This is a genomic window from Lishizhenia sp. (assembly GCF_057456495.1).
In genome coordinates, this window is sequence record NZ_JBVCPV010000071.1 from 1 (window position 1) to 13,182 (window position 13,182).

Annotated in this window: 12 protein-coding genes; 6 read left to right on the forward strand and 6 right to left on the reverse strand. The window is 37.5% G+C overall.

What is annotated here, in order from left to right:
- The 6 genes from AC22ZQ_RS06830 to AC22ZQ_RS06855 form a co-directional block, all read left to right on the forward strand.
- Window positions 1–1,200, forward strand: a 1,200-nt coding sequence (locus tag AC22ZQ_RS06830) for a Na+/H+ antiporter NhaC family protein (RefSeq protein ID WP_318958036.1), incomplete at its 5' end; no start/stop codon positions are given.
- Between the two features lie 76 nt (window positions 1,201–1,276).
- Window positions 1,277–3,277, forward strand: coding sequence for an alpha-ketoacid dehydrogenase subunit alpha/beta (locus tag AC22ZQ_RS06835; protein ID WP_318958037.1), 2,001 nt, complete (start codon window positions 1,277–1,279; stop codon window positions 3,275–3,277).
- A 127-nt stretch (window positions 3,278–3,404) separates the two neighbouring features.
- Window positions 3,405–4,091 carry an aspartate kinase gene (locus AC22ZQ_RS06840; protein WP_318958038.1) on the forward strand — a complete coding sequence of 229 codons (687 nt, stop codon included), beginning with the start codon at window positions 3,405–3,407 and terminating at the stop codon, window positions 4,089–4,091.
- Between the two features lie 169 nt (window positions 4,092–4,260).
- Window positions 4,261–6,390, forward strand: a complete 2,130-nt coding sequence (locus AC22ZQ_RS06845; RefSeq protein ID WP_318958039.1) for a S46 family peptidase — start codon at window positions 4,261–4,263, stop codon at window positions 6,388–6,390.
- An 83-nt stretch (window positions 6,391–6,473) separates the two neighbouring features.
- A complete protein-coding gene (locus tag AC22ZQ_RS06850; RefSeq protein ID WP_318958040.1) occupies window positions 6,474–7,079 on the forward strand; it encodes an acyl carrier protein phosphodiesterase in 606 nt (201 codons plus the stop codon).
- A 97-nt stretch (window positions 7,080–7,176) separates the two neighbouring features.
- Complete coding sequence (locus AC22ZQ_RS06855) at window positions 7,177–8,562, forward strand: MltF family protein (RefSeq protein ID WP_318958041.1); 1,386 nt, start codon at window positions 7,177–7,179, stop codon at window positions 8,560–8,562.
- On the opposite strand, the gene AC22ZQ_RS06860 is transcribed toward AC22ZQ_RS06855, so the two are convergent.
- From AC22ZQ_RS06860 to AC22ZQ_RS06885, 6 genes are all read right to left on the reverse strand, one after another.
- The gene (locus AC22ZQ_RS06860) at window positions 8,552–9,445 is read right to left on the reverse strand and encodes an FKBP-type peptidyl-prolyl cis-trans isomerase (protein WP_318958042.1); all 894 of its coding nucleotides are present in this window, start codon (window positions 9,443–9,445) and stop codon (window positions 8,552–8,554) included. The genes AC22ZQ_RS06855 and AC22ZQ_RS06860 overlap by 11 nt on opposite strands.
- Before the next feature lie 11 nt (window positions 9,446–9,456).
- Window positions 9,457–9,984, reverse strand: coding sequence for an FKBP-type peptidyl-prolyl cis-trans isomerase (locus AC22ZQ_RS06865; RefSeq protein ID WP_318958043.1), 528 nt, complete (start codon window positions 9,982–9,984; stop codon window positions 9,457–9,459).
- The gene (locus AC22ZQ_RS06870; RefSeq protein WP_318958044.1) at window positions 9,978–10,994 is read right to left on the reverse strand and encodes a DHH family phosphoesterase; all 1,017 of its coding nucleotides are present in this window, start codon (window positions 10,992–10,994) and stop codon (window positions 9,978–9,980) included. Before AC22ZQ_RS06870 ends, AC22ZQ_RS06865 begins: the two co-directional genes overlap by 7 nt.
- A 7-nt stretch (window positions 10,995–11,001) precedes the next feature.
- On the reverse strand, window positions 11,002–11,889 hold the full coding sequence (dapA, locus tag AC22ZQ_RS06875; RefSeq protein WP_318958045.1) for a 4-hydroxy-tetrahydrodipicolinate synthase: 888 nt from the start codon (window positions 11,887–11,889) through the stop codon (window positions 11,002–11,004).
- A complete protein-coding gene (locus AC22ZQ_RS06880) occupies window positions 11,886–12,329 on the reverse strand; it encodes a DUF6913 domain-containing protein (protein ID WP_413468677.1) in 444 nt (147 codons plus the stop codon). Before AC22ZQ_RS06880 ends, dapA begins: the two co-directional genes overlap by 4 nt.
- Window positions 12,322–13,182 (reverse strand): helix-hairpin-helix domain-containing protein (locus AC22ZQ_RS06885; RefSeq protein ID WP_318958047.1); only part of this gene is annotated, 861 nt, incomplete at its 5' end. The genes AC22ZQ_RS06885 and AC22ZQ_RS06880, both read right to left, overlap by 8 nt.

Below are 13,182 nucleotides of genomic sequence, written 5' to 3' on the forward strand. Positions count from 1 at the left end.
ATTGCTTTCATCACAACATGGATAGGTGCCGAGCTGACATATATTTCAGATGGAGTAAATAAAATTACAGCTGCAGGTGGAGAAATTACAGAAGGTGCTTACGGAATTTTCATCAATTCTCTCGCCTACTCCTTCTACCCTATTTTCACGCTTTTCTTTATGTTCTTTATGTTGTACAAACAAAAGGACTTCGGGCCTATGCTTCGTTTTGAACGCAAAGCTTTGAAGGAAGGTGTAGACTACGGAGCTGATAACGACGAATCAACCCTAGATTTAAAAGAATTTGAAACCAAACAAGGCGTGAAACCAAAAGCGTTCAACGCTCTACTTCCTATACTAACCGTAGTGTTCGGTACAATAATTGGCCTTGTATATACGGGACTTACAAGTTGCGAACAACAAATTTTAGATACTGGTGCAAGTATCAATGGAAGCGTTTGGGCGAACTTAAACTTATTAGACGTTAGTGCAGATGGTTTTTTCAGAAAACTAGGATTAGTCATTGGAAACGCAGACTCTTATGCTGCTCTACTTTGGTCGAGTTTAAGTGGATTAACCTTGGCTATTCTCTTAACGGTAAGTCAAGGAATAATGGATTTGAAAGACACCATGGAATCTGTTATGACTGGAATTAAAACGATGTTGCCTGCCATTGTTATTTTGGTTCTTGCTTGGTCTTTAGCCAACGTTACAGAAGAATTACACACCGCCGATTACCTGAAAAGTTTCTTTGCTGGAGAATTTAAACATGTTTGGATCATCCCAAGTTTAACCTTTGTATTGTCGGCCATCATTGCCTTTTCAACAGGTTCTTCTTGGAGTACTATGGCCTTAATGTATCCACTTGTAATTCCATTATCATTTACTGTTGCCAGTGATGTTTTAGATTACGACGCAACCCTTATTATGTACAACACCATTGCAAGTGTTTTGGCTGGTTCTGTTTTAGGAGATCACTGTTCTCCCATTTCCGATACTACTATACTGAGTAGTTTGGCAAGTTCTTGTAATCATATTAATCACGTCAAAAGTCAAATGCCGTATGCATTAACTGTAGGTGGAGTTGCTTTATTCTTCGGTATTATACCTGGAGCCTTGGGCATCTCCTCTTTCATCACTATGCCATTGGGTATTGTCATCCTCTATTTAGTGGTTCACTTCTTAGGAAAAGACATTGATAATGAGGTGGCTAAAAAATAGTTTGTAAAAGCTGGCTTCAGCTTGAGAACATTGTGAATAATAAATCTATTTTTGTCTTAAAAGTAAAATATTTAACATGGATATCCTTGAAAAAAGATCTATAACCTACGATAGAACTGCGTTTTCTGATCAGGAATTAAAGGACATATATACAGCGATTTTAAAACCGCGTTTGATTGAAGAAAAGATGCTCATCTTACTTCGTCAGGGTAAAATTTCTAAATGGTTCTCTGGATGGGGACAAGAAGCTATTTCAGTAGGAGCGGCTTTAGCAATGGATGAAGATGAATTCATCTTACCTATGCACAGAAATTTAGGGATATTCACAACACGTGGAATTCCTTTGAACAGACTTTTTGCTCAATTTCAAGGAAAAATGTCGGGCTTCACTAAAGGAAGAGATAGATCTTTCCACTTTGGAGCCAAAGACTATAAAATTGCCGGAATGATTTCTCACTTAGGTCCGCAATTAGGTATTGCCGATGGTATAGCCTTAGCCAATAAAGTGAAGGAAAACAAAAAAGCAACGATCGTATTTACTGGAGACGGAGGAGCATCTGAGGGTGATTTCCACGAATCGTTAAACGTAGCTGCCGTTTGGAAGCTACCGGTAATCTTTACAGTTGAGAACAACTGCTGGGGATTATCAACACCTAGTTCAGAACAATTTGCCTGTAAACAGTTTATAGATAAAGGAATTGGATACGGAATGAAAGCCGTACAGATAGATGGTAATAACATTTTGGAAGTAATCTCTACAATTAGAGAATTAGCCAAAGAAATGAGAGAAAATCCTGCTCCTGTTCTTCTGGAATGTATGACCTTCAGAATGCGTGGTCATGAAGAAGCTTCAGGAACAAAATACTATCCAGAAGGAATTCAAGAAGAATGGCAAATAAAAGATCCTGTTGCCAACTTTGAATTGTACTTAAAAGAAGAAGGAATTATAGACGATGCTTTTGTGAAGGATTTGACAAAGAGCATCAAGAAAGAAATACAAAACGGACTAGACATCGCCTCAGCAGAGGAGAAAGTTGTTCCCAATACTGAAAAGGAAATAGAAGATTTGTTCGCTCCATACAAGCAACAAGTTATTGCACCGGTTTCTGAAAGCACTTCGGAAAAACGTTTGATTGATGCTATTTCTGATGGATTAAAACAATCCATGCAGCGTTTCCCAGAAACAATTATCATGGGACAAGATGTTGCCGAATACGGAGGTGTATTTAAAATCACTGAAGGATTCGTAGATCTTTTCGGAAAAGAAAGAGTAAGAAATACTCCTCTTTGTGAATCTGCCATTGTGGGAACAGGTCTAGGATTGAGTATGCAAGGAATGAAGGCTGTAGTAGAAATGCAATTTGCTGATTTCGTAACCTGTGGATTTAACCAAATCGTTAACAACTTGGCTAAAATTCACTGGCGTTGGGGACAAAATGCGGATGTAGTTGTACGCATGCCTACGGGAGCTGGTGTTGCTGCCGGACCTTTCCATTCACAAAGTAATGAAGCATGGTTCTTCCACACACCAGGATTAAAAATACTATACCCATCTTCACCCGCAGAGGCTAAAGGACTCTTGGCTGCCGCGATAGAAGATCCAAACCCTGTAATGTTCTTTGAGCACAAATTCTTATACAGAAGTATTAAAGAAGAAGTGCATGACGATTACTACACCCTAGAAATTGGTAAAGCCAATACCGTTAAAGAAGGTAAAGACCTTAGTATTATTACTTACGGTTTAGGTGTGCACTGGGCCAAAGAAATTGTGGCTGAATCTGGAATTGATGCCGAGATTATTGATTTAAGAACTCTAGCACCTTTAGATACAGACGCTATTTACGCTTCTGTGAAGAAAACAGGAAAATGTTTGGTCTTACACGAAGATTGTATGACTGGAGGAATTGGTGCTGAAATTAGTGCATTGATTACTGAAAACTGTTTTAAGTTCTTAGACGCACCCGTTAGACGTGTAGCTTCTTTGGACACTCCAGTGCCGTTTGATGCAGGTTTGGAAATCAATTTCTTACCCAAAGAAAGGGCATTGACTGCTATAAATGAATTAATGGAGTACTAAATTTTAATAAAAAGTACTTGTTTGTGTTAAAATATTATATGTATATTTAACACGAAATCGAAATGTGAGTTTATTTTTGAAATAAATGTTAATTTCGCTCACGTTTTTAGAATTTATTTACAACCGCATGCTGACAATTGGAAAAATAACAGAAACAATAATCAATAGGTCTCCATTTTTAAGAGAGGCATTGACAGAAGATTTAATAAACGTTTCAGCTTTAGCAAGAAAAATAAAGCCTGAAATAGAAGAAAACCTTAAGAAAGAAATTAAGGAAGGCGCCATAATTATGGCCATTAAACGTATGACGCCAGGTTTCTATCACAAGATTGACTTGAAGATTAGAAATTTTATGGGAAGTTTAGGAGATTTCTTGGTACGAAGTGATTTGGAGGACTTCACTTTTGAAAACTCTGATACGCTTACGATGCGTCAGATGGAATTAATGCAAATATTAGCCGATAAACGCGATACGTTTTACGCCGTGTGTAGAGGGGTTAGTGAAACTACCATCATTACCTCTTCTTCTTTGGCGCAGGATATTCGCAAGGTATTTAGTACAGAGAAAGAAATTTCACACTCACCAGATTTGGCCAGTGTAACGGTTAAACTTCCTACCGTGAATACAGAGATTAGTGGTATTTACTACTACATCTTAAAACACTTAGCATGGGAAGGAATAAACATTGTTGAAATCGTATCTACAACCAATGAGTTTACCATCGTTGTAAATTCAAATGATATCGACAGTACTTTCTCTACATTAATGCAATTGAAAAAATTAAGTAAAACAGCAGAAGTTGAAGAAGCTTAATTAGAAATAAGAAGTTGAAGAGCCCCGTTATTCGGGGCTTTTTTTTTGCCCGATAGCGAACACTCCCTCCCCATTCAACCAATAAACCCATCCATCTACTATTCATCACAATACACAACGCATATTTGCGAGAACCTGTTATTTTTGTGGAAAATCAAAAAAAACAATAATGAAATTAAAACTATTTGCATTAGCTTCATTTTTATTCTGTTTAAATGTTGCCAAAGCCGACGAAGGTATGTGGCTTCCATTTTTATTGGGTAGAAACTATGAGGACATGAAAAAGCATGGACTTAACCTTACGCAAGAAGAAATTTACAGCATTAACAATTCATCAATCAAAGATGCCATTGTTAGTTTTGGTGGATTCTGTACAGCAGAGGTTATTTCTGACCAAGGTTTATTGCTAACAAACCACCACTGTGGTTATGACGCAATTGCTGGAGCTTCTACACCAGAACACAACTATTTAGATGATGGATTCTGGGCAAAAGAGAAAAGTCAAGAAATTCCAGTACCTGGTTTATTCGCTAATTTCGTTATTCGTATTGCTGATGTTTCTGAAGAAGTAAATAAGAACTTGAGTGAATCTATGACTTTGGCTGATAGACAAGCTAAAATCAAAGAGGTTACTGATATCTTGGTTAAAGAAGCTACAGAAGGAACACACTACGAAGCTTTTGTAAGAGATTTCTTCGAAGGAAATGAGTTTTACTTATTCGTTACAGAAAAATACAACGACGTTCGTTTGGTAGGTACACCTCCACAAGCGATTGGTAAATTCGGTTACGATACGGATAACTGGGTATGGCCACGTCACACAGGTGATTTCTCTATGTTCCGTATTTACGCAGGAAAAGACAACGCTCCCGCAAAATACGATGAAGGAAACATCGCTTTCACTCCACGTCACTCGCTTCCTGTTTCTATTAAAGGAGTTCAAGAAGGAGATTACGCAATGATTTTAGGTTTCCCTGGTTCTACAGATCGTTACCTTTCTTCTTACGGAATTGAGCAAGCGGTTAACTTAGAGCAACCAAAAAGAGTTGATGTGAGAGCGAAGAAGTTGGAGATCATGAAAAAATACATGGACCAAGACACTGAAGTTCGTTTGAAATACTCTTCTAAGTATGCACAAGTTGCGAACTACTGGAAATACTTTATCGGTCAAACTGAACAGTTGAAAAACAATAAAGTTGCCGACAAGAAAAGAGCAATTGAAAACCAATTCAATGCGTTTACTTCTAGCAAGGACTTGTACAAAGGTGTTATGAGCGATATCAAAAATGCTTACGCTACAACAAATGATATCGTTAACATCAAAGTATACCAATCAGAATTTATCTACTCTGTAGACTTAAACCTTAACGTATTCCGTTACACTTTCTTGAAGAAAGCTCACGAAGCTGGACAAACAGAAACAGTTGAGTCTTACAAAGCTCGTTTAGCGCAGTTGATGAACGAATTCTACACCAATGCAAACATGGAAATCGAATTCGAAATCTTGGAAGAAGTATTGAAAATGTACAACCAAGATGTTCCTACAGCACAACAACCAGCATTGGTTCAAAAGTTAGGAGATAAGAATGCAATTTCTAAGTACGTTGCTAAAATCAAGAAGAAGTCAGTATTTGCTAGCCAAGAAAACTTCGATGCTTTCATGAATAAATTCTCTATGAAGAAATTAATGAAAGATCCATTATACGTATTGATTGAATCTATCAATGCTGCTTACGCTGAAGCTACAGGAACTGAAGCCATCCAAACGGCAGAGGAGAAATTAGAAAGAGCCAACAGATTGTTTGTGAAAGGTATTCGCGAAATGATGCCAGAGAAGAAATTCTACCCGAATGCAAACTCTACGTTGAGATTGACTTACGGTAACGTTCTTCCTTACTCTCCAGCAGATGCTGTTACTTACCACTACACAACAACTTTGGGTGGAGTAATGCAAAAAGAAGATCCAAACAACCCAGAATTTGTAGTTCCAGCGAAATTGAAAACGCTTTGGGAAAACAAAGACTTTGGTCAATATGGAAACGAAGACGGTACATTAACGGTAAACTTCTTAACGAACAACGATATTACAGGTGGTAACTCAGGTTCTCCAGTAATCAACGCTGACGGTGAGTTAATCGGTACTGCATTCGACGGAAACTGGGAAGCAATGTCAGGTGACATCTACTTCGAGCCAGAAATCCAAAGAACTATTGTTTGTGACATCCGTTACGTATTATTCGTAATTGAAAAATATGGTGAGGCTACAAACTTGATCGAGGAAATGAATATCATTAAATAATCCAACATTCTTGGAGAAAAAAGGGAGGCTGAGGTCTCCCTTTTTTTATGTTTATCATTCACAAATTAGTTTATCTTTAAGAGATGAACTTTTTAGGACATCTCTATTTTTCTGGTAATGATACAGAACTGATGGTAGCCAATCTTTACGGTGATTATGTGAAAGGAAATAAACTTCATCTACTTCCACCTAAAATACAAGAAGGCGTTCGCTTACACAGGTCCATAGACAATTTCATAGATACCAATCCAGGAGTAAAAGAACTTTTCCATCATCTCTACCCCCTTCTACCGAAAATTGCCGGTATCGCTGTTGATTTATATTTTGATCATCTACTGGCAAAAAACTGGAAGAAGTACCACCCTCAAGATTTTAAAGATTTTGTAAATGCCTTTTACCAGCAAACGAATCATTTAGTTTATGAATATTCCCCTTCTTTTTTAATCATGCTTGATTACATGAAAAAAGGAGATTGGTTGTACAATTATAAAAATATTGAAGGGCTTGATAGCGCAGCGCGTGGGCTATCGAGAAGAATATCATTTCCGAACGATTTGTTCAAGGCGAAAGAGGTTTTTATAGAGAATGAGACCCTAATTACAACACACTTCAATAGTTATATGCAAGAGGCTGTGGATAATTTTTATTGTCCGGGTTCACAAAAATTACGTAATTTCAATTTGAAATAGAAAGTTTACTACTATCAGAAATTTCTCTACATACATAGCTGTACTACTAAGTATCAGCACCTTATTCTTCACAGCATGTGAGGTCAACACCAATAAAATGAAGGTGAAACCCGTGTCTAAAAACATGGCCAACACCATAAAAGTTGACTTAAAAGAAATAAAGGAACAAGATAAATTAGTGGTATTAGCCGAAAATTCTACTGCTTCTTACTTCATATACAGAGGTAAAAAGATGGGGTTGGAGTATGAGATTTTGAAAGAGTTTGCCGAACATTTGGGCGTACAACTCGAAATCAAAATGGTACACAACCTCGACAACATCATTGATTTATTGAATAATGGTGAAGGTGACATGATAGCCTGTAATTACACCGTAACAAAAGACAGAGCTAGATCCATCAACTTTACAGATGCTTACATGCGTTCTTCACAAGTTGTTGTGCAACGCAAACCCAAAGATTGGAGAGAACGCAACCGTAAAAAAGCCTGGAAAGAAGATGTTGTAACCGATCCTCTTGGATTGATTGGAAAAAAAATACATGTTTGGCAAAATTCTTCTTACTATGATAGACTCGTAAATCTACAAGATGAATTAGGAGATACCATCTACATCGAAGCGGTTGAAGGAGATGTTTTACCAGAACAACTCATAGAACAAGTTGCTGATGGTTTAATTGATTATACCGTAACAGATCAAAATGTAGCACTGATTAATAGTCGCTTCTACCCTAACATTGATATAGACTTAAACATTAGTGTTAAGCAACAAATCGCCTTTGGTATGCGTAAATCGAGTAAAGTGTTGTTGCATGAATTTAACCGCTGGTTAAAAGACTTTATGAAAACAAGCACCTTTGCTTACATCAAACATAAATACTTAGATATTTCGCAATTCTCATCGAAAGCACAGCATGAATTCTCTTCTCTAGGAGGAGGGAAAATTTCCAAATACGATAAGCTTTTCAAGGAAATCGCTTCAGATTACAAATGGGACTGGCGTTTATTGGCCGCTTTAGTTTACCAAGAGTCTAAATTTAAAACAGGACAAAAATCTTGGGCAGGTGCTTACGGACTCATGCAATTCATGCCAGGTGTTGGTCCGTCTTATGGTGTATACCCCACTTCACCACCAGAAACGCAAATTAGAGGTGGTATGAAAAAGCTCTACAAAAACTACGGTGATTGGCACATGATTACAGATTCTATTCAACGCATCAAATTCACCCTTGCCACTTATAACGCAGGTTTAGCACACATACAAGATGCTCAGCGTTTAGCAACCAAGTATGGTAAAAACCCTAATGTGTGGGACGACAATGTAGAGATCATTGCCTTGAATCTGAATAACCCGAAGTATTACAAAGACGAATTAGTAAGAAGTGGTTATTTAAGAGGTTCAGAAACCTACAACTACGTACGAGAAATCTTTGTTCGTTTCAATGAATATGAATCTGCTTTTGAAAAGGTTGAACCTAATTCTTAACGTCTAATATTATTAGGTCGTACATAATATCCTCGTTCGGCTTTACTTTTCCTTCTAATCCTTTAGCTCCATAAGCTTTTTCAGCAGGAATATGAACATATACCTTATCATGGTTCTTTCTTCCTTCTAAGGCTTTAACCAAAGCTGGTAACTCAGTTGTATTTGCCATATCTATATTGATAGGCTTCACATCTGCATAAGTATTTGCATAACGCGGCTGCGATGCTGAATGAGCAAAGTAATGTACTTTGATTTTACTGTTTGACTTTACAACAGCTTCGTTGGCTTCTTTACTTTCTTCTATGGTGTAGACCTTAATACCGTCCACATTAGCTGTAGGAGCGATTTTATCCAAGATATTTAAGTGCAAGTAATTATCTGCATTAGGCGGAACTAATCCAGGAATCCCCTTCTCTCCTCTAGCTAATTTTGCAGGTAAAAAGATATCTACCTCATCACCAACATGCAAATACTGCATGGCCAATTTCCATCCTTCAGTTTGAATATTCCATCCATAAGGATAAGCTATACTCGTCTTTTGAATCAAATGATTACCATCGTAAACTTTACCATCTTCCAAGGCATTTTTGTAATCTATGCGCAATACATCATACATCTCTACCTTTGGACCCTCACCCTTTTTATACCAAGTGATTTTAATTCCATTGTCCAAAACCAACTCACTAACAGTATCTTTTAGCTCAATCGCCAATGTATCGACGTTAGCATTACTTTCTGCTTCTGTCGTATCTATTACTTCAACATTTGTACTGTCTGAAGTTTCAAAAGGCGTATTACTTTCAACTTCTTTTACTCCATCTATAGTACAAGCAAAAACAATAGGGAATACCAAGAAAGGTACGAAGGTGTTGTTCAATTTCATTTTGGGTATCTTTATTTAGATGTAATCGCTGTTAATTCTATATCTGCTACAATCACTTCCAAAGGTGGAATTTCTTGCATATCTCCAAGTAGTCCGTGCGCTAAATGACTGGGCATAATAAATTTAGCTCTATCACCTACAGACATCATTTTTATTCCTTGATGCAAACCTAATTCTACATCACTTTTATCCACTTTGAAGCTACTCGTTGTATTTCCTTCACTTTGATAGACCGTATCTTCATCCAACAACTGAATTAGGAACTTAACGTGAGCTACTTCATCTTCTTGTATTGTTGGTCCAGCACTATCTTTGTAGATATCATACTGCAGTCCCGTTTCCGTTTTTTTCATCTCCAGTTCTGGATGACGTTTCAAATAGACCTTTATCTCCACCTCTTGTTCAAAGGCAAAACGCTGGTTCATCTCTACGGATTGATCCGTAGACCAACTCGTAGGTTGAGTATCTTCAACTTCTGGCGTTGAAGTACAAGCTGTAAATACAGCTAAAAACGGAAGTATGCGGAATGATTTTAGCAAAATTCTGGTAATACGGTTTTTAATTTTTCAATAGCTCCCTTTAAATCTTTGGTATACCTACCACCGGCTGCGTTTTTGTGTCCGCCACCATGGAAATAAGTAGAGGCCAAAGTGTTTACAGGATTATCTTCTCCTATAGAACGGAAAGAAATCTTAATTATTCCATCCGATTCTTTCAAGAAGATAGATTTGCGAATTCCTTCAATAGACAATACAGTATTTACTAATCCTTCTGTATCTCCTTTTTCATAATGGAAACGCTCTAAATCTTCTTTGGTTAAGTAGATAATTGCCGTTTTGTATTCGGGCAAAATCTCCAAGTTATTGCTGATGGCATAACCGTGCAATTGCAAACGGTTCACCGAGTTGTTATCGAAAGTGTTTTCGTGGATCTTGTTGTTCTCGATACCAAGCTCTAACAAATCTGCTACAATGCGGTGTGTTTTAGAAGTTGTACTCGAGAACCTAAAACTACCCGTATCTGTCATGATACCCGTATAAATGGCCTCACCACATGCTTTGGTAATTTTATCCTGATCTGCATTGGCTTCAATTAATTCATATATCAACTGAGCTGTAGAACAAGAAGAGGTATCTGAAAATACAATTTCGAATCCTTCCTCCTCGGGGTTAAGGTGGTGATCTATCATCACTTTTTTACCCGGAGCAGAAAGAAGGAAGGGCTGCATTTCATTGCCCACCCTTCCGAATGAATTAAAGTCTAAACAGAAAATTAAATCTGCAGCACTCAAATGTGCTTTCACCTCATCAATGTTATTTTCGAAAGACAAAATTTCATCCGTCCCATTCATCCAATGCAAAAACTTAGGAGCAGCATCGGGGTGACAGATGTGTAATTCACCTTTATACACTTCTTTTAAGTAGTGATACAAAGCAAGTGAACTCCCAATAGAATCACCATCGGGTGATTTATGAGCCGTAATTACTACCTGCTTGGCTTCCTTTAATAATTCGTTGAGTTGGTTGATTTTATCTTCTGTAAATACCATATGTCTGTTACGACTTTAAAATTGCTTGTGTTTCTTTCACTAATTCTGCTGCTAAACCTGCAGATACATTCACCAAAGGAAGACGTAAGTGCGTAGCACAAACTCCTCTTTCCTCTAAACAAACTTTTACTCCAGCTGGATTACCTTCTGCAAACATCATGTTGGTAATGTTGAACAACTTGTAGTGGTTTTCTCTAGCTGTTTCGTTGTCATCTGTCATGGCTGCTTTAACCATTGTAGAGAACACCTCTGGGAAAGCGTTACAAGATACAGAAATTACACCTTGTGCTCCTGAAACAAGCATAGGAAAAGTTAAATTGTCATCTCCTGAGATTACATCAAATCCTTCTGGCGCTCCTTGAATCAATTGCATGATTTGATCTAAATCTCCACATGCTTCTTTAATTGCTACGATGTTATCAAACTCACGTGCTAAACGCAAAGTTGTATCTACAGCCATGTTAGAAGAAGTTCTTCCCGGTACATTGTACAAGATAATCGGTAATTCAGTAGCTTCAGCAATCGCTTTGAAGTGCTGGTAAATTCCCTCTTGTGTTGGTTTATTGTAGTAAGGAGAAACACTTAAAACACCGTCAATAGCATCGTGATTCATGTTCTTCAACTGGTTTACGATAGCCATGGTATTGTTTCCTCCTACCCCAAATACGATAGGTAACTCCCCATTGTTTTCATCTGCAACGATGTCTAAAACATGTGCCTTCTCCTCTGGTGATAATACAGGGTTTTCTCCTGTAGTACCTTGTACCACTAAAAAGTCTGTTCCTCCTTCAATTTGAAGACGAACTAACTTTCTTAATCCTTGCTCATCTATCGTAAGATCAGCATTGAACGGTGTAATTAACGCTACACCTGCTCCTTTGAACATGTTATTCATTTGAACTTATTTATGTACTTATTACTTTTTTCTAAATATTTACTGATGTCTTGCTCCTCATCTGTTATTACCACATTGGATGCTTGAGAATTTACTCCAGAACGCACCAATTTGTATTCACTTTGATAAGCAGCTATTATCTTTTCTAGTTTCTTGTTTGCTTTGGTTTGACAACTCACTAAAGCAAAAGGGCGTCTCCCCCATTCTCCCGGCAAAGCTTTCTCATCTAACTTTCCAAACATGGAAAAAGATGCCGCTGTAATGAATTGTGTATCTAAGGTATTGCTTAAATCTTCCGGCAATTTCTTTCCTTTATACCACACCAAAACGTGAACCTTGTATTGCTCATTCGAAAAAGACTTTTCTATATCTCTTTTTAAGAGATTGGTCATGTCTTTACTTTCAAACTCCGTTAAAAAAACTATCTCGCGCTTACTCACCCGTTATCATTTTTTCAAGGTCCAACTCACTAATAATCTCTACGCCCAACTTGTTGGCTTTTTCTAATTTGGCAGGCCCCATATTATCACCTGCAACCAAGTAAGAAGTTTTGGCAGAAATAGAACCTACATTCTTTCCACCATTGTCTTCTATCATGGCTTTCAATTCATTTCTAGAGAATTTTTCAAAAACCCCAGAAATAACAATCTTCAATCCTTCTAACTTATTCGAAGCTTTTACCTCGGCTTCTGTTTCCAATTGCAAACCTGCCGTTTTTAAGCGCTCTACAATGGCTAAGTTTTCTTCGTTTTGGGCAAAAGCTATAATGCTCAACGCTATCTTATCTCCAATTTCATCTATGGCTATTAACTCATCGTAAGTCGCCGTTAGAATTTTATCAATGGTCAATAATGATTGAGCTATTTTCTTCGCTACAGTTTCTCCTACGAAACGAATACCTAAACCAAACAATACCTTCTCAAAAGGAACTTGCTTACTTGCTTCTATACCTTGTAACATATTATTGGCCGATTTATCTGCCATTCTATCCAAGGCTATTATGTCGTCGAAAGTTAAAGTATAAAGATCTGCATAATTTGAAATCAAACCTTTATTCACCATTAAACTCACGGTTTCAGTTCCGAGTCCGTCTATGTTCAACGCCTTGCGCGATATAAAGTGATCTATCTTTCCTATGATTTGAGGTCTACACCCTAAATCGTTTGGACAATAATGCTGTGCTTCTCCCTCTGTTCTTTTGAGTTCTGTTCCACATTCCGGACACTCCTCAATAAAAACAATAGGTTGAGCGTCTTCTGCTCTAGCTTCCAAGTTCACCCCAACAATTTTGGG